Source organism: Paenibacillus sp. BC26 (genome assembly GCF_900116125.1).
Lineage (GTDB): Bacteria > Bacillota > Bacilli > Paenibacillales > Paenibacillaceae > Paenibacillus_Z > Paenibacillus_Z lignilyticus.
Genome location: NZ_FPAD01000003.1, coordinates 405,947 through 426,219 on the forward strand (window position 1 = coordinate 405,947; position 20,273 = coordinate 426,219).

Annotated in this window: 21 protein-coding genes; 18 read left to right on the top strand and 3 right to left on the bottom strand. The window is 49.0% G+C overall.

What is annotated here, in order from left to right:
* Nucleotides 1-14: 14 nt before the first annotated feature.
* Nucleotides 15-1,955, bottom strand: a complete 1,941-nt coding sequence (gene abc-f, locus BM412_RS22880; protein WP_091223626.1) for a ribosomal protection-like ABC-F family protein — start codon at nt 1,953-1,955, stop codon at nt 15-17.
* A 210-nt stretch (nt 1,956-2,165) separates the two neighbouring features.
* Between abc-f and BM412_RS22885 the strand changes: the two genes are divergently transcribed.
* From BM412_RS22885 to BM412_RS22930, 10 genes are all read left to right on the top strand, one after another.
* A complete protein-coding gene (locus BM412_RS22885; RefSeq protein WP_091223628.1) occupies nt 2,166-2,789 on the top strand; it encodes a 5-formyltetrahydrofolate cyclo-ligase in 624 nt (207 codons plus the stop codon).
* Nucleotides 2,790-2,793: 4 nt separating this feature from the next.
* Nucleotides 2,794-3,261: a cyclic pyranopterin monophosphate synthase MoaC gene (moaC, locus tag BM412_RS22890; RefSeq protein ID WP_091223630.1), complete on the top strand. Its 468-nt coding sequence runs from the start codon at nt 2,794-2,796 to the stop codon at nt 3,259-3,261.
* 100 nt (nt 3,262-3,361) lie between these two features.
* On the top strand, nt 3,362-3,856 hold the full coding sequence (locus tag BM412_RS22895) for a MogA/MoaB family molybdenum cofactor biosynthesis protein (RefSeq protein WP_090983463.1): 495 nt from the start codon (nt 3,362-3,364) through the stop codon (nt 3,854-3,856).
* On the top strand, nt 3,853-4,884 hold the full coding sequence (locus BM412_RS22900; protein WP_091223632.1) for a molybdopterin-binding protein: 1,032 nt from the start codon (nt 3,853-3,855) through the stop codon (nt 4,882-4,884). The genes BM412_RS22895 and BM412_RS22900 overlap by 4 nt, the downstream gene beginning before the upstream one ends.
* Nucleotides 4,885-4,992: 108 nt before the next feature.
* A complete protein-coding gene (gene tatA / locus BM412_RS22905) occupies nt 4,993-5,226 on the top strand; it encodes a twin-arginine translocase TatA/TatE family subunit (RefSeq protein ID WP_091223634.1) in 234 nt (77 codons plus the stop codon).
* A 135-nt stretch (nt 5,227-5,361) separates the two neighbouring features.
* On the top strand, nt 5,362-6,102 hold the full coding sequence (tatC, locus tag BM412_RS22910; RefSeq protein ID WP_091223942.1) for a twin-arginine translocase subunit TatC: 741 nt from the start codon (nt 5,362-5,364) through the stop codon (nt 6,100-6,102).
* A 479-nt stretch (nt 6,103-6,581) separates the two neighbouring features.
* Entirely contained in the window at nt 6,582-6,863 is a 282-nt protein-coding gene (gene groES, locus BM412_RS22915; protein ID WP_090983460.1) for a co-chaperone GroES, read from the top strand.
* Between the two features lie 72 nt (nt 6,864-6,935).
* The gene (gene groL, locus BM412_RS22920) at nt 6,936-8,573 is read left to right on the top strand and encodes a chaperonin GroEL (protein WP_091223635.1); all 1,638 of its coding nucleotides are present in this window, start codon (nt 6,936-6,938) and stop codon (nt 8,571-8,573) included.
* 473 nt (nt 8,574-9,046) lie between these two features.
* The gene (locus tag BM412_RS22925; protein WP_091223637.1) at nt 9,047-9,538 is read left to right on the top strand and encodes a YfbM family protein; all 492 of its coding nucleotides are present in this window, start codon (nt 9,047-9,049) and stop codon (nt 9,536-9,538) included.
* A gap of 118 nt (nt 9,539-9,656) precedes the next feature.
* Nucleotides 9,657-10,871 carry an MFS transporter gene (locus BM412_RS22930; protein ID WP_218163176.1) on the top strand — a complete coding sequence of 405 codons (1,215 nt, stop codon included), beginning with the start codon at nt 9,657-9,659 and terminating at the stop codon, nt 10,869-10,871.
* Between the two features lie 14 nt (nt 10,872-10,885).
* Here BM412_RS22930 and BM412_RS22935 read toward each other — a convergent pair whose 3' ends face one another.
* Nucleotides 10,886-11,167, bottom strand: coding sequence for a DUF6691 family protein (locus BM412_RS22935; protein WP_091223642.1), 282 nt, complete (start codon nt 11,165-11,167; stop codon nt 10,886-10,888).
* Nucleotides 11,140-11,532 (bottom strand): YeeE/YedE family protein, encoded by a 393-nt coding sequence (locus tag BM412_RS22940; RefSeq protein ID WP_091223643.1) that lies wholly within the window; start codon nt 11,530-11,532, stop codon nt 11,140-11,142. The genes BM412_RS22935 and BM412_RS22940 overlap by 28 nt, the downstream gene beginning before the upstream one ends.
* Before the next feature lie 125 nt (nt 11,533-11,657).
* Here BM412_RS22940 and BM412_RS22945 point away from each other — a divergent pair, with 125 nt between their 5' ends.
* The 8 genes from BM412_RS22945 (at nt 11,658) to BM412_RS22980 (ending at nt 20,263) form a co-directional block, all read left to right on the top strand.
* On the top strand, nt 11,658-12,263 hold the full coding sequence (locus tag BM412_RS22945) for an MSMEG_1061 family FMN-dependent PPOX-type flavoprotein (protein ID WP_091223644.1): 606 nt from the start codon (nt 11,658-11,660) through the stop codon (nt 12,261-12,263).
* Between the two features lie 77 nt (nt 12,264-12,340).
* Complete coding sequence (locus BM412_RS22950) at nt 12,341-13,249, top strand: ATP-dependent DNA ligase (protein WP_091223645.1); 909 nt, start codon at nt 12,341-12,343, stop codon at nt 13,247-13,249.
* 113 nt (nt 13,250-13,362) lie between these two features.
* Nucleotides 13,363-13,710: an ArsR/SmtB family transcription factor gene (locus tag BM412_RS22955; protein WP_091223646.1), complete on the top strand. Its 348-nt coding sequence runs from the start codon at nt 13,363-13,365 to the stop codon at nt 13,708-13,710.
* Between the two features lie 83 nt (nt 13,711-13,793).
* On the top strand, nt 13,794-15,086 hold the full coding sequence (locus tag BM412_RS22960) for an arsenic transporter (RefSeq protein ID WP_091223647.1): 1,293 nt from the start codon (nt 13,794-13,796) through the stop codon (nt 15,084-15,086).
* 39 nt (nt 15,087-15,125) lie between these two features.
* Entirely contained in the window at nt 15,126-15,551 is a 426-nt protein-coding gene (gene arsC, locus BM412_RS22965) for an arsenate reductase (thioredoxin) (protein WP_091223648.1), read from the top strand.
* 164 nt (nt 15,552-15,715) lie between these two features.
* On the top strand, nt 15,716-17,479 hold the full coding sequence (locus BM412_RS22970; protein WP_091223649.1) for a cache domain-containing sensor histidine kinase: 1,764 nt from the start codon (nt 15,716-15,718) through the stop codon (nt 17,477-17,479).
* 20 nt (nt 17,480-17,499) lie between these two features.
* Complete coding sequence (locus BM412_RS22975) at nt 17,500-19,116, top strand: response regulator (protein ID WP_091223650.1); 1,617 nt, start codon at nt 17,500-17,502, stop codon at nt 19,114-19,116.
* Nucleotides 19,117-19,354: 238 nt separating this feature from the next.
* Nucleotides 19,355-20,263: an ABC transporter permease gene (locus BM412_RS22980; RefSeq protein WP_091223651.1), complete on the top strand. Its 909-nt coding sequence runs from the start codon at nt 19,355-19,357 to the stop codon at nt 20,261-20,263.
* Nucleotides 20,264-20,273 lie beyond the last annotated feature (10 nt).

Sequence of the window (20,273 nt, forward strand, 5' to 3'; positions counted from 1 at the left end):
CTGGTATCCCTGGGTTAGGCCAACAGCTCTTCCCATGACTCATAAACGGTTTGCAGCTGCGCTTTGAGTGCATCCAACTCCGTTTGGATACTCTGCACGCGCACATAATCGTTATAGATTTCAGGGTCGACAAGCTGCTCTTCAAATGCCGTAATTTCGCCTTCAAGCCGAGCGATTTCTTTCTCCAGCTGCTCTTGTTTACGCTGGCGATTGCGTTCGTCACGCTTCGCCTGTTTGTCGGCTTCATAGGAGGAAACAGGGGCCGGATCCGGCGCTGCCGTAGGCTTTCCCTGTTTTCCTTGGGGAAATGACAGCGTTTCCAGTTGCAGTTCATCGTTTTCACGTTTTTTCTGGATCATTTCGTCATAATTTCCCAGGAAATGCTGTGTACCCTGGGGCTCCAGTTCGACAATCCGTTCCGCCATTTTGTTGAGGAAGTACCGGTCATGGGAGATGAACAGCAGCGTGCCGTCGTAATCCATAAGCGCGGACTCCAGCACCTCTTTGCTATAGAGGTCCAAATGGTTGGTAGGCTCATCGAGAATGAGCATGTTGGCGCGAGCGAGCATGAGCTTCGACAACGAGACGCGCGCGCGTTCTCCGCCGCTTAGCGAGCTGATTCGTTTCTTCACATCGTCACCGCTGAACAGGAAGTTGCCAAGCACGGTGCGGATACGCGCTTCTTCTATAGAAGGATAAGTGCCCCACAGCTCTTCAAGCACCGTATTGGCGTGATTAAGTCCGGTGTGTTCTTGATCGTAATAACCGATCTTAATGTTGGTGCCCCAGCGAATCGTGCCTTGTTCATAAGGCTGTTGGCCGACAAGCGTTTTAAGCAATGTCGATTTGCCGATACCGTTTGGCCCAATAAGTGCAACATTCTCGCCGCGTTCCAGACGGAACGATACATTTTGGAACAATGGGTCGGATTTCTCTTGGAATGTAATCGACAAATCACGGACATCCAGCACGTCATTGCCGCTTTGACGTTCAATTTCGAAGGAGAAATGCGCCTTCTTCAAATCGCCGAGCGGCTTGTCGAGTCGGTCCATTTTCTCCAGCGCTTTACGTCTGCTCTGGGCACGCTTCGTGGTGGAGGCGCGCACGATATTACGCTGAACGAAGTCCTCCAGCTTGGCAATCTCATCCTGCTGCTTGTCGAATTGCTTCATTTGCGCTTCGTACTCCGCTGCTTTGATTTCGATATAACGGGAGTAATTGCCGGTGTAGCGCTTGGCCGTATGGCGTTCGATTTCGACGATCGTCTGCACGACCGCATCGAGAAAATACCGGTCATGGGATACGACCAGAATGCCGCCATCATAGCCGCGAAGGTAATCCTCCAGCCAAGTAAGCGTTTCAATGTCCAGATAGTTCGTAGGCTCATCGAGCATCAGCAGGTCAGGGGATTGCAGCAAAATGCGCGCAAGCGCAAGCCGTGTCTTCTGCCCGCCGCTTAATGTCGAGATAATCGTGTCGGGAGGGAATTGGCCAAAGCCCATCCCGTGCAAAATGCCGCGAATTTTCGTCTCAACCTCAAAGCCGCCCTTCTCGCGGAACCAATCGGAGAGCGTGGAATACCGATTCAGCACGGCCTCATATTGTTTGGCATCGTCGTGCAGCTTGGGATCGGCGATTTGCTGCTCCAGTGCGCGAAGCTCCTGTTCGGCTTCAGTTAAATGAGCAAATACGGCATGCATCTCCGCATCGATCGTTTGATCCGACTGCAGGCCGCTGGATTGCGCGAGATAGCCGATGGTTGTTTCTTTGGATTTATAGATGGTGCCGGAATCGGCAGACATCTCGCCGGCGATAATACGAAGCAGCGTCGATTTGCCTGCGCCGTTGACTCCGACAAGTCCAACCCGTTCGCGAGGCTGCACTTGGAAGGTGATGGACGAGAGCACACTGCTTACACCGTAGCTTTTGGATATATCGGATACTTGAAGAAGCATGATAGGTGAAACCTCCAAATAAGTTGAATTCCTATACGTTTAAGTGTACATGAAAAAGCCGCATAACGCGACAAGGTTCATGCCTTTATACACCGATTTGGGATGCCTTCGCCTTATTGGCGAAATCTGGGCAACAGTGGTAAACTAAATAACAACTATGACTGAAACTTACGCCATTGCGGCCAATAAGAGGCAAAGCGGTGACCATGAATGAGTCAATCGGAGAAGAAAACAGCAAGGTTATCGGCGACCAAGAAACGCGACGGTTACCCTGAGCAGCTGCGTTTGGCATGGTCCGACACAGCCTGCCAGCGCGCGGTAGAGTGGCTGCAGGCAAGACCGGGCAAGCCGGTCCGCAGCGTGTTGATTTATGTTCCTTTTCGCTCGGAGCTTGATCCTACCTTGCTCGTTGAGTGGTGCTGGCGCAAAGGAATCGAAGTTGCCGCGCCGCGGTGCATTCAAGCAAGCCGCGAGATGGAGCTGTACCGGCTGCGGGCTTGGGATGAACTTATGCCGGGCGCTTATGGCATTAAGGAACCTGACCCCGGAGCTGCAGAGCGCTGCGAACCGGATTTTATGCCGGACATCGTGTTTGTGCCGGGACTTGCTTTCGATAAGCGGGGCGGTCGTTTAGGTTATGGAGGCGGTTATTACGATCGGTTCCATGAGCGAATGAGAGGGCTCGCGTCGGCGTCCGGCAGACCGATGTCCGAGTGGATCGGATTAGGGTATGAGGCGCAGTGGATGGAGAATGAAGCTCTGATTCCAATGGATAACCATGATGCCTATGTGGATGCCGTTATTACGGAGCATGGGCTAACAAGGAGGCGCTAAGCGCGTGGATTTGACGCATTTCAATGAACAAGGGCGCGCACGCATGGTGGACGTGTCCGATAAGGAGATCACCTCCCGCATTGCGGTCGCGCGAACGACGGTGACAATGGCGCCGGATACATTATCTCGCATTAAAGCGGGCACAATCGGCAAGGGGGATGTGCTGGCTGTTGCGCAGGTGGCCGGTATTATGGCGGCGAAGAATACATCAAACTGGATTCCGATGTGTCATCCGCTTCCGCTGACCGGCGTTAATCTGGCTTTTGCGGATAATGGCACGGATGAACTGTACATAGAAGGAACGGTTAAGACCACCGGCAAAACCGGTGTGGAAATGGAAGCTCTAACGGCTGTTTCGGCGGCTGCGCTGACCGTATACGATATGTGCAAGGCACTGCAGAAGGATATGGTGATCGGGCCAACCCTGCTGACAGAGAAGAGCGGCGGCAAGAACGGCGATTATAAACGATAAAGCGTGAAGCGATGGGCCAGGGAGTATAACGTTAATGGCATTTAGGTTTCATGCGGTTCATGACATATCTTTTTCGAAAATGTGAACGGGGGAGAAGCTCATGCGGTGGAAAGTGGCGTTGTTGACAGCCAGCGACAAAGGATCGCGCGGCGAGCGGGAAGATACCAGTGCACAGGTGATCCGGGAACTGGTGGAAGAGGAGCTTAGCGGCGAGATTGTCGATTACCGAATTGTACCTGACGAACAGGATGAAATAATGGCTGCTCTTATAGAAATGACGGATTATTTTCAAGCGGATCTCGTAATTACGACAGGCGGAACAGGACTTGCTCCGCGCGATCTGACGCCGGAAGCCACGATGAAGGTCATTGATCGTTTCGTACCCGGACTCGCGGAAGCGATGCGGATGGGGGCTATGCAGCGTACGCGTCGAGCCATGCTCTCGCGCGGTGTGTGCGGCATTCGCGGCCGCTCGCTCATTATCAATTTGCCCGGCAGTCCCAAAGGCGTACATGAGAATCTGATGGCCATTATGGACCAGCTGCCACATGCGCTTAACATCCTCTCGGGACGAATGGGGGAGCACAACGAATGACGAAGCCGAAGAACGGAACGATTCTCAAGGAAGTGCCGGTCCAAGAAGCGATCGGCCTGCGGCTCGCTCATGACCTCACTCAGATTATTCCCGGGCAATTTAAAGGCAGATTGTTCAAAAAGGGACATGTCATTGAAGAAACCGACATTTCGAAGCTCCTTGATATAGGCAAGGAGCATATTTATATTATGGAGCTTGGCGAAGGCGAGCTCCATGAAGACGATGCGGCGAAGCGAATGGCGATTGCCCTTCAGAGCGACGGGCTGAAGCTGTCTGAGCCCCATGAGGGGAAAGTCGCGGTGAAGTCTGCGCTTGATGTGCCGGCTATCGCGGAGATTGATCCGGCTATCGTTCACGCGATTAATGATTTAGGCGAAATCGCCCTGGCTACACTGCGCACGCATGCAGTCGTTATGCCCGGCGGTCAGCTTGCCGCGACAAGGGTCATTCCGCTCGTTGTGCCCGAATCTAAGGTTCAGGCGGTAGAGGAGCTGATCAGCGGCTACCGCGCGCAGCATGAAGGGCAGTCGCCGCTGCGACTCAAACCGCTTCGCAAGTTTAGAATCGGCCTCTTAACGACAGGCGGCGAGGTGTTCTCCGGCCGCATTGAAGATAAGTTCGGGCCTGCTGTTCGGCGAATTGTAGAAGCACTGGGCTCCGAAGTGATGGAGCAGCGTTTCGCGCCGGACGAGCGCCATATAATTGTCAAGGAAATACACTACTTGCTGCACCAGTCCTATGATATGATAGTGGTAACGGGCGGGATGTCAGTGGATCCCGACGACCGAACACCTGCAGCAATTGCAGAGTCCGGTGCAGAGATTGTCAGCTACGGAACACCGATGCTACCGGGATCGATGCTGCTTATGGGTTATTTGAACGGCGTTCCCATTATGGGACTCCCAGGCTGCGTCATGCATGATCCTTATACTTCGTTTAATGTGTTATTGCCGCGTATCTTGGCGGGCGATATCATCACCAGAGAGGACATTGTCTCCATGGGTTATGGCGGCTTAAACAGCTGCTAATCCTATTAAGCGAGAGGTGTACCCGGGCGAAGCGTATTATTCCTTTCTGCTCGTAAGAGCGGAATTCCGTGTATGTACAACTCGTCATTTAAAGGAGGCTACCCAACCATGTTTAGTGGAATTGGCGTGACAGGATTTTTACTTATTGCCCTTGTCGCTTTATTGTTGTTCGGACCGAATAAGCTGCCGGAGCTCGGACGCGCTTTCGGCCGTACGCTGAAGGAATTTAAAGCCGGTGCGAAGGATATCATGGATGATGATGATGATCGCAACCGCAAGCCAGTGAGTCGGGTTGAAGTTAACCGCGATGAGCAAAAAGACGAAAAGCGGCTCCCAGAGTAAGTGGGGCCCGCTTTTTTTATGACCGTCAGATGGTAGGGCGGTACAAGCTGATTTCAGGCGTGAGAAGAGGTGAGCATAGCGGTGGTTGAGAAAGACGAAGCAGCCGAGAAGGAAGCCGCTCGCGGCGATCAATTAATGACCTTGTTCGACCATATCGGCGAGCTTAGGCGCAGAATTATTTTTATACTGGTCATCCTCGTCATTGGGATGGTTATCGGGCTGATCTTGGCCAATCCGGTTTATAAGTTCATGCTGGACCAAGAACCGGTTAAGGGCATGAAATTTTACGCGTTCTCTTTGTGGGACGGTATTGGCATGTATATGAAGTTTGCCCTGGTCATTGCCCTCATCTTCGCCTTGCCGGCAACTGCTTATCAGCTGTGGGCTTTCGTTAGACCTGCGCTTGGTCGCAAGGAACAACGGGCGGCGCTTATGTTCGTCCCGTTCGTGCTGATTATGTTCTTGATCGGATTAGGGTTTTCGTATTACGTAGTGTTCCCGATGGCGTTTAATTTTACGACCGATGTGGCGAAGCATTTGAACCTAGAAGAGAACTACGGGATCATTCAGTACTTTACGTTTTTGTTTAACATCGTCATACCGATTTCACTGCTCTTCGAGCTGCCGATCGTCATTATGTTTCTGACGCAGCTGCGCATCGTGAATCCGAAGCGACTTAAGAAAATGAGACGACTGGCGTATTTCCTGCTGATTATTGTGGGGATCGTCGTAACGCCGCCGGATTTCATTTCCGATTCGTTAGTGGCTGTTCCGCTCATTCTGCTCTATGAAGTTAGCGTAATGCTTTCGAGCGTTGTCTACGGCAAACAACTAAAGGCCGCTCAAGCATGGGAAGAAGAATTTGGTGACAAGTAACGTCGGCGAAGGTTGCCGTTAAGGCTAGGCTGCTCGAGATAATAATCTCGGGCAGCCTTTTTTGTGTTCATTTATAGATAATCCGGGAGAGAGAGAGAGAGAGAGAGCGAATTCTAACCGTTGTCAGCGAGCTTATTTCATGGAAAAATCGACTTTTGAAGCGCTAACGGTTGTGACAGACGTTATATGCAGTTAAAAGGTTGATTTCGATTAGAAAACGACCACTTAAGCTCATCTGCAACCGTTAGAAAATGAAAATGGGCTTTTGATGCCAAATAACCGCTGTCACAACCGTTATGCATGGTTGATGGCAGCATTCCACCGGGAATGGAATGTAAAAATCATATAAATTGAGCGCGAGAGACTTGAAATCTGCAATCAAAATCGGTATGATTAGAAATGTTATTAGCACTTGATGATTGCGAGTGCTAACGGGACAAACAATTTGCAGCATTAATATCAAAAGGAGGCTATTTTTCATGATCAGACCTTTGGGTGAGCGCGTATTGATCGAACCAATCGCGAAAGAAGAAACGACTGCTAGCGGCATTTTGTTGCCGGAAACAGCTAAAGAAAAGCCGCAAGAAGGCAAAGTAATCGCTGTAGGCAGCGGAGCGGTTAAGGACGGCGTACGTATTGCGCTTGAAGTTAAGGAAGGCGACCGCGTATTGTTCTCCAAATATGCAGGTACCGAAGTGAAATACGAAGGTAAAGAGCTTTTGATTATGAAAGAAAGCGACATTCACGCGATCCTGGGTTAAGCCTTCGTGCTGACTCCACATACATGCAACGCTTTTTACTTAAACTAATGATTAACTGGGAGGTTATCTACGATGGCGAAGGAAATTAAATTCGGCGAAGACGCTCGTCGCGCAATGCTGCGCGGTGTTGATGCACTTGCAAATGCCGTTAAGGTTACACTTGGTCCTAAAGGCCGCAACGTGGTGCTTGAGAAGAAATTCGGAAGCCCATTGATCACGAACGATGGTGTATCCATCGCGAAAGAAATCGAACTTGACGATGCATTCGAGAACATGGGTGCTCAGCTCGTTAAAGAAGTAGCTACAAAAACGAACGATGTTGCCGGTGACGGTACAACTACAGCTACCGTTCTTGCACAAGCGATGATTCGCGAAGGCTTGAAAAACGTAACTGCAGGCGCTAACCCAATGGTTATCCGCAAAGGTATCGAGAAAGCAGTTCGTGCAGCGGTTGAAGAGCTTAAAGCGATTGCTAAGCCAATCGAAAGCCAACAATCGATCGCGCAAGTTGCTTCGATCTCTTCCGCTGACGACGAAGTCGGCCAATTGATCGCAGAAGCGATGCAAAAAGTCGGCAACGACGGCGTTATCACTGTTGAAGAATCCAAAGGCTTCGTAACGGAGCTTGAAGTGGTTGAAGGTATGCAGTTTGACCGCGGTTACCTCTCCCCTTACATGATCACAGACACAGATAAAATGGAAGCTGTCCTGGACAACCCATTCATTCTGATCACGGATAAAAAAATCTCCAACATTCAAGAGATCCTTCCGGTTCTTGAGAAAGTTGTACAATCCGGCAAGCAATTGCTGATCATCGCTGAAGACGTTGAAGGCGAAGCATTGGCAACATTGCTAGTTAACCGTCTGCGCGGTACATTCACTTGCGTAGCCGTTAAAGCTCCTGGCTTCGGCGACCGTCGTAAAGCAATGCTTGGCGATATCGCTGCTCTGACAGGCGGACAAGTAATCACAGAAGAGCTGGGCCTTGAGCTTAAAGCGACTACTGTTGACCAACTGGGTACAGCTCGTCAAATCCGCGTTACGAAAGAAAACACAATCCTTGTTGACGGTGCCGGCGACAAGAAAGATATCGACGTTCGTATCGGCCAAATCCGTGCGCAGCTGGAAGAAACAACTTCCGACTTCGACCGTGAGAAGCTGCAAGAGCGTCTTGCTAAACTTGCTGGCGGCGTAGCTGTCATCAAAGTTGGCGCAGCGACTGAAACCGAATTGAAAGAGCGCAAACTGCGCATCGAAGATGCTTTGAACTCCACTCGCGCAGCAGTGGAAGAAGGTATCGTATCCGGTGGCGGTACTGCACTCGTGAACGTATACGCAGCAGTTGCGGCAGTTAATGCTGTAGGCGACGAGAAAACAGGCGTAAACATCGTGCTTCGCGCGTTGGAAGAGCCAGTTCGCACAATCGCGGCTAACGCGGGTCAAGAAGGCTCCGTTATCGTTGAGCGTCTGAAAAAAGAAGCAATCGGCATCGGCTACAACGCAGCTACTGGCGAGTGGGTTAACATGTTCGATGCAGGTATCGTTGACCCTGCAAAAGTAACACGTTCCGCACTTCAAAACGCAGCATCCGTTGCAGCGATGTTCCTGACAACTGAAGCAGTTGTTGCCGACAAACCGGAAAAAGACAAACCAGGCATGCCTGATATGGGCGGCATGGGTGGCATGGGCGGAATGGGCGGCATGATGTAATAGAGACCCGAAACCCCTGAGGTTTCAAGTCTCTGTGAACATCGTAGGCTCACATACGACTAACTAAAAGGCTTCTCACAAGTTCGATTTGAACTGTGAGAAGCTTTTTTTTGATTTCGGAGTGGGTCATTGTTGTTGTGCGTGTTATCTACAATCGATTCAGCTCACGGGATGCGAGGTGCATAAAGTCAAAATGCTCTAACGAATCGTAGAAGCGTTATTTGATGGGTTTTGGGCAATTCGGAGTCGATTTTATCGAAATAAGACCTGTACGATTCGTTAGATTTGCGGAGCCGTGAAATCAGGCCCAATAAGGCCTATACGATTCGTTAGCCTTTCGCGGCGTCAGGTGGAAAACGAGTTGTATAATACAGAAATTCATTATTGGATAAGTATGTAATTTACTGTAATGTTGGTATAAGCGCGCTACTGGATTTCACGCATGTCACACTACTGTGAGAGGGGAATTCACTATGAGCATGGTTGCAAATTTACAGCGAATTTCGTCCGAGCTGCTTCATGATCTGCTTCAAGGGGGAGTGGAGTTGGAGGCTGTGATTTATAGCGACGAGGGTAAAGAGAACGAGTCATTATATCTGGATAAGTCATGGCACGCCATTCATTATTTGCTCAACGGGGCTGCTTGGGAAGGAACTGAACCGCTTGTACATACCGTTCTTGGAGGCACGCCGATCGGCGGGGAGACAGATGAGGAAGATCAGCCCACACGTTACTTAACCGTTGAGCAGGTGAAACAGATTCACGCAGCATTGGTGATTATCTCGGAGGAAGAACTGATTAGGCGGTACAATCCCGAGCAAATGCGGAAGTTGGACCTCTATCCTTCGCTTGAGTGGGATGACGACGGAGATCGTGAATATGTGATGGATTATTATCAGGAGTTGGTTGATTATTATCGGCTGGCAGCGGCGAGCGATCAGGCTATGCTGTTGTATATTAGCTAGTAGAGCGGCGTGAAGACTACTTCCTTGTTCCGAGGAGGTAGTCTTTTTTGCGAATATCGAGTACAATTCCCATGACTAGTATGGAAATAAGTGATCAAAAAAGGGCGTGAAATGCATCGTGTTGGAAACGGAATCTACACTCCGGCAGCCTTCTTTTACGAAATTTTGGGTCTCGCGTACGTTATCCTCGACTTCCTTCCAGATGCTTTCCGTTGCGATCGGCTGGCAGATGTATGCGCTGACGCATGATGCATACAGCCTCGGACTTGTGGGACTGGCACAGTTTCTGCCGATGATGCTGCTTACGTTGGTTGTGGGTCAAGTCGCGGATCGGTTCGACCGAAGGAAAATCGTTTTCTTATGCCAAATTATCGAAAGTGGTATTGCTGCGCTGCTGCTTGTTGGGAACTTAGCAGGATGGTTGGGGCGAAATGAGATCCTGGTAGCTGCAGCCATACTCGGTGCTTGCCGGGCATTTGAAGGGCCGTCGTCTTCGTCGTTGCTGCCGATGCTGGTGCCGAAGGAACTCATGCAGAAAGCAATTGCGTGGACAACCTCGACCGGGCAAACCTCTCAGATTATAGGACCGACCTTAGGCGGTGTGCTTATTGCGGTGGGGCCGGTATTCGTCTATGTTACAGCAGCAGTGGCGCTATTCGTTGCGGGGATTCTTACTTTCCTCATCCGCATGGAGAGAGTCGTTAGGAAACCCGAGCCGGTGACGGCCAGCTCCATCTTCTCCGGTTTAGTCTTCGTCAGACGCAATCCGGTCATTTTGGGGACGATATCGCTTGACCTATTTGCTGTTCTTCTTGGTGGCGCAACAGCGCTGCTGCCTATTTTTGCGGAGGACATTTTACATACAGGTCCACTAGGATTAGGGATAATGAGAACCGCTCCTGCAGTTGGCGCGCTGTTAATGTCTATTACACTCGTCTATTTCCCCTTGAGGAAAGCACTCGGTCCGATCTTGTTCGGAGCGCTTGGCGTTTTTGGATTAGCTACCATGCTCTTTGCGGTATCGACGAATTTGATCATATCGCTGGTTGCCTTACTGCTTATCGGAGGTTCGGATGTCATCAGCGTGGTGATTCGTTCTTCCCTTGTGCAGCTGCAAACGCCGGATGAGATGAGGGGCCGCGTAAATGCGGTAAACTCGCTCTTCATCGGAACATCCAATCAGCTGGGAGAGTTTGAGTCGGGCACGCTTGCCGGCATGGTTGGACCCGTTCCTGCTGCATTTATTGGTGGCATCGGAACAATTGTAGTTGCTGGCTTGTGGATGTATCTTTTTCCTTCGCTAAGACGCCTGCGCTCATTATCTAGTGAATAAGAGGTTTCTTATGATCACGGTTTACGATGGCTCCAAACATCCTTCAGCAATACCCCAACGAGCAGGCCGGCCATTACGCTCAGTCCCAGAAGCTTCCCTGTGCCAAGCATGGCCGCCGAAACGGTAGGGCAAGTTCCCGTAATCGCCCAACCTGCTCCAAAGAGAGCGCCGCCCCAGATGTGATGCTTGCGGATGGGGAGTTTCGGCAGTTTAAGCGGACCGCCCAGCAGAGTGCGCCATTTAAGCTTCGTTAACAGCCAGAGCAGAATCATCGATACGATGACGGATGAAGCCATGACGAGATAAATATAAGCCTGCAACCGCCGGCGAATCTGGCACCGATTCCCATAAGCAGGCCGCCAATGAACAAAATAGGAATAAGAGCTTGTATCGGGAGCAGTTCCCCCATTTTTCCGTAATAAGAGACAGGGCCTAAATCCCCGCCGATCCAGGCGGCTACTGAACCGCCTAACATTACGCCTAACAAGTACCAAAGACGCCATGCCTCTTTCATTGGGCGACCTAGGATCATGTCCGTAAGTTGAGCATAAAATCCAGTGGCACCGAGCGGTTTATTTGAAACCGCGTACATAGCCGCCACTGTTATGCCAAATAAAGGGCCGAGGATATACCACTCTGGATGGTCTAGAAATAAGGTCATGAATAAAACCTCCGATTCAACGTATTAATTCAGTGTATGCGCTGAAAGGATAAGGCCATGCGGAGGAAGCTGTTTTCCTGTACAATGGATACAAAGATTCAATAGAGGAAGGAAAATCATTCATTATGATTTATAACCATCAAGAAGACGAAATTATTGATTCCATTGCGCGTTTGCGAGAGCTGGTCGGCGTTCCGCACGAAGCCGTTGTGAAGAAAACCATCGATCATATCGATGATCATGTCCGTGCCTATTTGGCAAAGTGTCCGCTCTTTTTCCTATCTACGGCGAATGCCAAAGGCCAATGCGATGTATCGCCGCGCGGCGATCAGCCCGGGTTCGTGAAGGTATTGGATGACCACACCTTAGCGTTTCCTGAGCGAATGGGAAACAGGCGGGTTGATTCGATGATGAACCTGCTGGAAAATCCGCGGCTCGGCATGATCTGCATTTTGCCCGGGATGAACGAGGTGCTTCGCATTAACGGAACGGCGCGGATGGTCTATAACGAGACTTTGCAGCAGAGCATGGCACTGAATGGCAGACCTCCGCAATTCGCGGTTAAGGTAACCGTGGAAGAGTGTTTCGTTCATTGCCCGCGTGCGCTGAATACGTCGAGCGTATGGAAAACGGATACGTGGCTTGAGCGCGAGGAGTTCCCTAATATACAGCGAATGTTCGAGGATCATATTACGAAAAACGGCTATGTGATCGAAAGCGAGTCGAAATAACGGCAGGAGATAGAGTCAGCTGGTTTGCTCTCTATTTATTGCGGCCACAATAGAGTGTAGGGGGAGGGATGCCACCTATGCTCTTTTCTGCATTAAAGCCCATGATCGTGAGTGTTGGGAAGGAAGCCTTCGATGATGAAGGGTGTATTTTCGAGCCCAAATATGACGGCTGGCGTTTGCTCATTCATAAGCAAAACGAACGTATGGAAGCTTATACACGGTACGGAGCCATTGTTACACCCAAGTTTCCCGAGTTAACGGAAGCCGCAGCCGCAATCAAGGCGGACTCGGCTATTTTGGATTGCGAAGGGATATGCATGCGCGGGGGAAGACCGGTGTTCGATGACTTCTTGCATCGCGGGAGGCTGAGCCACTCCTCTAGAATTGCACAAGCGACGCGTACGCATCCGGTGACTTTCGTGGTGTTTGATCTTTTGTATACGGATCGTGAGCATTTGCACGAGCCATTGATGCAGCGGAAGGAACGCTTATCTGAACTGGTGTCCGATTCATCGGTTCTTACGAAAACGATGTTTGTCGATGGGAAGGGCAAGGCGTTGTTCGCGATGACGAAGGAGAAAGGGTTGGAAGGCATTGTCGCGAAACGGAAGGATTCCATCTATCAACTGGATAAGTTATCGGCGGATTGGTTGAAAATCAAACACTTCAAGTCCATAGACACGGTTATCCTTGGCTATCGGACAGAACCGTTCGCGCTAGTCTTAGGTCTTCACTTTAGGACGATGAAGAACAAGCCGATTGGGACCGTTGAAGTCGGCATCAAGCCAGAGGAAAAGCAAGCTTTTCTCGCAATCGCACAGCAGCTCCATACCGGAGAGGATCACAAAACGAAGTGGATCGAGCCGCGGTTGTGCTGCCGGATCGAATACCGGGAACGAACGGATATGCATCAGTTGAGCACTACGATCTTCAAAGGGTTCCTGCCGGATAAACGCCCGGAGGATTGTGTGTGGGCTTATGAGTGATTATGTGTTAATTAATCAAATTTTATTGATTTAGTGTTGACGATCAGATAAAACCGTGATAAGTTGGATCAAGAAGTTTAATCAAGATAAATTGATTATAGAAGGTGCTAATGATGAAAATTGAAATTCCGGTAAATGCGCATCCGTCACCTGATGTAAGTTTTGAAGCCTATGAGCAAAAATTTAAAGCATTAGCCGATCAGAAGAGGCTGCAAATCTTATTCGAGCTCTGCCAGCGCGGCAATACATGTGTTTGTGATTTGACTGAGATCGTTGACATGCCGCAATCCAAGCTTTCCTACCACCTTAAGATCTTATTGGACGCAAACTTAATCACTAAAGAGACAAAAGGCACTTGGAGCTATTACGAGCTTAATCCGGCTGAAATTGGAGCGCTTCTTTCTGAGCAGCTATGCTGCATATTCAGGCCAAGAGATGAACATTCTACAAACTGCTGTTAATCTTTTTTTGAACTATTAATCAAAAAAAATTGATGCATAACGCACAAGATCATTTGTTGCTAAGCAGCAATTCGGAGGAAAACATGCTCGTCATTGCGATTCTTATTTTTCTTGTCACACTTACGTTTGTCATCTGGCAGCCTCGGGGACTAAACATCGGTTGGTCAGCTAGCGGAGGCGCGGTCCTTGCTCTGATTTGTGGCGTGGTCGATTTTGCCGATGTCGGCACTGTCACGGGCATCGTATGGAATGCGACGTTAGCCTTTGTTGCGATCATTTTCATTTCGCTTATTCTTGACGAGATCGGTTTTTTTGAATGGGCGGCGCTTCATATGGCGCGTCTTGCCAGAGGCAATGGCAAGCTCATGTTCGTATACGTTGTGCTCCTTGGCGCCACCGTGGCAGCGTTTTTTGCCAATGACGGTGCAGCCCTCATCTTAACGCCGATAGTGCTCGCTATGGTACGAACCCTCAACTTCGATCAGAAGATGATCTTGCCTTTCATCATGGCGAGCGGGTTTATTGCCGATACGACATCATTGCCGCTTGTCGTCAGCAACCTTGTTAACATTGTATCTGCGGATTATTTCGGCATCGGTTTTGCAGAATACGCAAGCCGGATGATCATTCCGAATATGTTCGCCTTGCTGGCGAGCCTTCTGGTCTTGTTTCTGTTCTTTCGCAAAAGCATCCCCGGCAATTATGATCTCAAGCAGCTCAAGAAACCGGCTGAAGCCATCAAAGACAAGAGGATGTTTCGGCTTTCGTGGATTACCTTAGCCGTATTGCTTCTTGCATACCTCGTGAGTCAGTTCATTCGCGTTCCGGTCTCCGTGATTGCAGGCGTTGTCGCGATTTGGTTCATTCTCGCAGCACGGCGAAGTCCCGCGGTTCATACTTGGCAGCTCGTCAAAGGAGCTCCGTGGGCCGTCGTCATTTTCTCCATTGGCATGTATGTCGTTGTATACGGTCTTAGAAATGTAGGGTTAACCGACGAGCTGGGGCGTTTCATACAAGCAATTGCGGACCAAGGATTATATAGTGCCACAATCGGCATGGGCTTCCTTGCAGCGATATTGTCCTCGATCATGAACAATATGCCGACAGTAATGATTGATGCGCTCGCCATAAAAGGGACTGCCACGCAAGGCGTAATCCGAGAGTCATTGATATATGCAAATATAATCGGCTGTGATTTAGGGCCAAAAATTACGCCGATTGGATCTCTGGCAACACTGTTATGGCTGCACGTGCTAGCCCGCAAGGATGTAAAAATTAAATGGGGCAGCTATTTTAAAATAGGCGTTGTACTTACGATTCCCACTCTCTTTATCACGTTGACGGGATTGTATCTGTGGCTATATTTGCTCTTTTAATCAAACTAAACAAACTAGAAATAAGGGAGATTATCAACGATGAATAATAAACCGCTCGTTTACTTTTTGTGTACAGGAAATTCTTGCAGAAGCCAAATGGCCGATGGCTATTTACAAGCGCTTGGCGGCGATCGCTACGAAGTGAAAAGCGCAGGACTTGAGGCGCACGGCTTAAACCCCCGCGCTGTACAAATCATGAGCGAAGCGGGCATTGATATTTCAAATCACACCTCAGATGTGATTGATCCTGAAATTTTAAAAGATGCGGATTACATCATTACCCTATGTGGTCACGCGAACGATAATTGTCCGGTTGTACGCAATGATAAAGCTCAAAGATGGCACTGGGGCTTCGAGGATCCGGCGAAAGCGACGGGGACGGAAGAGGAGATTATGGCGAAATTCGGTGAAGTACGCGATTCGATTAAGAGCCGGATCGAGCAATTTGTGAGAGAAGGGAAATAAGGACCAAAGCTCATAGTCGTTTTGTCAGAACGTTAGGCGTTAAGACTGCTTCTTTAATTAAGGAGGTGGTCTTTTTGTTTTGCATAGTTAAACTTTTATCTGTTACAATATCATAAATTTCTCGTGCATCTATTAATTGAAACCGCTTTAGGGGGATATCGGGAATGATTTTCAGCTATTGGCACAGGGTTCGATTGCTTCAGCGGTTAATGTTAATCTTTATTCTTTTTCTGATTTTTCCTGTTCTAATCGTTGGCTATTATTTATTCTCTACCAGTATGCCGCTCGCGCAGAAAGAGAGTCGTGAGATGCTGGAGAAGGTGGCCTATCAGCTTAACGAGAACATCGAGTACAGAATTATCGGGTATCAGAATATCCTGATGCAGATGTCGCTCGACCCCGGAATAACGACGACATTGACACAGCAATATCAATCCCTTCAGGAAGAAGTGGCCGGACTGCAGCAGATTAACTCCGCAGTAAGTCGCATCCGCTCCTATTTCCCTATGAAAAAGATTCAGTTCTACAAGAACAATTCCACGTTGCATGAGGATGGGGGAGTTGTCTTAAACTTGGAAAAAGCGGCATTGCAAGACTGGTATCCTGCGATGGAGAACAAGGACCGGCAGTTTTATTGGTATTCCGAATGGAAAGGGAACGCTGCTGAGCCCTCCCTCCATCTTAGCAAGTGGATGGTGGATTATTTGTCGAATGAGAAGTTTGGCATCATTCATGTAGAAGTGACAAACCGTGCGCTGTTTGATCAACTTTCTAATCCATTAGAGTTTAAAAAAGGATGGATCGTTGTAGCGGACGAGAAGGGGCGAGTCCTGACGAATTATTTGGACAAACAAGCAGGTGACAACCTACTGGATTTACCCTATTTGAAGAAGGTCTATGATAGGGATCAAGGCTGGTATTCTACGAAAATCAACGGGAAGCAGAGCATGGTCGTCTACGAGACGAACAGGCTGGGGTGGAAAATCGTAACGATTGTGAGTCAAGAAGAGTTGTGGCAGAAATTGCAGTTGGTTAAAAATGCGGCCATAGCCGTCAGTATTCTATTCGTGGTCCTTACGATCTCCGTTCTCACCAGCTTTGGCTTGCGAATTAAAAATCGCCTCAATTCTCTAGTCAGAAGTATGCGAAGAGTGCGTGACGGCGATATGGGGCTGACCGTGAAGGTATATAACAAAGATGAATTAGCCGATGTCGAAGAGGAATTTAATAATATGTCGATCCGACTGGCGCGATCCTTAAGCGAAATATCTGAGGCGAGGAGCGCGGCCGAAACCGAGAAGCTGAAGCTTTTGCAGGCGCAAATTAACCCTCATTTCTTGTATAATACGCTCGCTTTGGTGAAAAGCATGGCTATGGATGTAGGCTCGTCGGAAATTAGCGGGACAGTGGATGCGCTTGCTAAATTTTTCAGGCTGGCACTCAATCGGGGCAGCGATATTTTGCCATTTAGAGATGAATTGGAGCATGTACGAGCTTATTTGGATATTCATGAGTCACGTTTTCCGGGCAGACTCATCACCCAATTCGATGTGGAAGAAGAGTCGCTTTCTTGCGAGATTATCAAGATCACACTGCAGCCGATTATTGAAAATGCCTTACTTCATGCGTTCGTGCTCACAGGCGGCAGGGGAACATTACGTATGAAGGCTTGCTTGCGAGATAATAAGCTTTGCATTACGATAGCAGATAATGGTTGCGGCATGACTTCGGAGCAAGTAAAGGAACTGCTGGAGAAAGCCGAAGGAGCTAAGGATCGTATGGGTTTTGGCATTTATAACGTGAATGAGCGATTGAAACGTCATTACGGAGAATCGTATAGTTTGACCATTCAGAGCGCGCCTGGCAAAGGCACGACAATTCAATTACTTATCCCGCAGCAAGCAGGCAAGATTGTGCTGGCTGGTTGATTAGACTGGAGGTATCCCCTATGGAAATCAAAGTGTTTGTCGTAGATGATGAAGAGCGGCAGCGAAATTCGATCATTAAGCATATCGATTGGAAGCGGTATCAAATGCGCGTCGTAGGGCAATCGGAAGATGCGGAACACGCGATTGAATTAGCCCAGCTTGAAGCGCCTGACTTGCTTATAACCGATATTCGAATGATGGGGATGGATGGCGTAGAGCTCTCTTCCCGAATGAGGAAGATAAATCCCGGAATGCATATCATTATGGTCACCGGCTATGAAGAGTTCGAATACGCCAAGTCGGCAGTCGATATCGGTGTAGATGCTTTTCTAGTCAAGCCGATTATTTTTGATGAACTGACGACGATTCTGGAGCGAATCTGCCAGTCCCAACAGCTGGCATTGTCTAAAAGCAGAGAAGATCTGCTCATTAAAGAGCAGCTCGATGCGTTCAAGCCGATTGCCCGGGAGCAGTTTCTACGGGAGATGATTCATGGTCTTGTCCTTGGAGAAGAGGTCATTAAAGCACGGGCTGACGCGCTCGGGATGTTCGCATCGGAAGGAATACGCCGTGTTCTGATTGTGGTCATCGATGCAAATCCGGAATCGACTCTGTCTAAGGAAGAGCAGATCGGGCACGCTCAACAAATGCTCCACGAATCTGTGGTGGCAATCTGCGGTTCACTCCTGGAGGAGATAACGACGACGCAGCGGGGAAATATCGTATTGGTCTTGCGAGATACAGAATCAGGAGATTTCGAAGCCGCAACGGAGCAAATCCTTCATAGCCTTGGCAGAGAAGCTGGCAACGTTGATTTCTGCAAGATATGCATTGGAGCGGGTCCCTCCATCCCGGCACTTAGTCAATTGAGCGAGAGTTTCCTGCTGGCGCAAAGAGCGGTCAATCAAAGGCTTCTCGGAAGTGATGAACACACATTTCGCTATCAGGTGCTCAAAGAAAGCGTAGAGAGCCCGGAAAAAAGTTCGGATGAATTGATCGGCGATTTCTTTGAAGTGCTCGGTGCAGGAGACAGTCAGAGCAGTTTGAGTCTATTGGGGGAATTATTGCGCAACATCGCGGGTAACCTCCACATTCAAGGTACCCAATTGAGAAGCTTATGCCTGCAGCTGATAAGCGGAGCGAATCGTGTAGCGGCTGAGATTGGCGATGTAAGCCGTCATGTAGGTTCGGAAAAGAAACTGTGGGAACAAATCCTCGATTGCCGAGAGGAGCCGGAGCTGCTGCAAGAGACCGTAAGGATTTTAACTGGGCTGTGTGATTTTATCGCGGAGCGAAAGAAGAGCCATTCCCAAATCGTGGTTCAGAAAGCGCTCGACCTGATGAACGAACAGTTCAAGGAAAATCTATCGTTGCGTTCGGTCGCGGAATCCGTCTTCTTGAGTCCTAATTATTTGGGAGCATTGTTCAGATCGGAATTAGGCGTTTCATTTACCGATCAATTAATTCATATCCGAGTCAACAAAGCCAAGGAAATGCTGCAAAATTCACAACTGAAGCTCTATGAGGTCGCGGAGAGCGTCGGTTATCAGAACATCGGCTATTTTACGAGTCTGTTCAAACGGATAACGGGATTCAGCCCCAAAGAGTATAGAGCTTATATGGGGGTAGCCAGTTAGGCGTATTGGTCATAGTTGAGAGCGATGGGAGCGATTGCTGATCGCTCTTTTTTTATATGTAATCGAATCTGTTCCCGATTCTTGCAAAAAACATGAAAGCGTTAGAGCATAAGTAATCGTGCATTGCGATTATTGTAAGCGCTTCTTTCGTTTTCTATAATCAGATACAAGTGCTGAGGAAACCTCCATCTCGGCACCAAATGCTGCTCATAATGCCAAAGAAAGGGGAATGCCGAATATGAATCGTCTCTCTGTAATTAAGCGGAAAGGCCTTCTCCCACTCTATGCCTTTATTGTGCCGGGAATCGTGCTTATTGTTCTGTTTAACTATATTCCGATGCTGGGCTTGCAGATTGCTTTCAGAGATTATAACTTTCAAGACGGAATTTGGGGGAGTACTTGGGTCGGCTTGCAGAATTTCAAGGAGTTCTCAGCCAGTACCGATTTTTGGAGGGCTACGGGCAATACTTTTCTGCTGACGATACTCAGGCTCTTGTTTATTTTCCCGACGACAATTGTGTTTGCTTTGTTGATCAATGAGGTACGATCATTCCGGTTTAAACGGTTCGTACAGTCATTAAGTTATCTTCCGCATTTTATTTCTTGGATTGTGGTCGTCGGATTTCTCGATGCTTTCCTGTCGATCGATGGAGGCGGAGCGAACTCGCTGCTGCGCAGTCTCGGAATTGATCCGATTGCTTTTATGGGATCGGAGACGTGGTTTCGCCCCATTTTCGTTCTTAGCAGCATGTGGAAGGAAGTAGGTTGGGGCACTATTTTATATCTTGCAGCTATCTCCAGCATTAACCCGGTTTATTACGAGGCCGCAGTCATGGATGGAGCCGGCCGTTTCTCGCAGATGCGTTATATTACGCTGCCGAGCCTTGTGCCTATCATATCCATAGTCCTCATTCTGACCGTACCCAGCTTGCTCAGCGTAGGTATCGACCAAATCTATGCCATGATTAACCCGGCTAATATTGGAGTGGCTGAGGTCATTGATACGTATGTGTTAAGACTCGGTATCGGACAAGCGCAATATTCTCAGACAACTGCAATCGGGCTTGTTATGAGTGTAATATCAACGATTTTGCTATTGATCAGCAATATGATATCCAAGCGCATCGGGGGCGACGGTATATGGTAGAGAAGTGGGT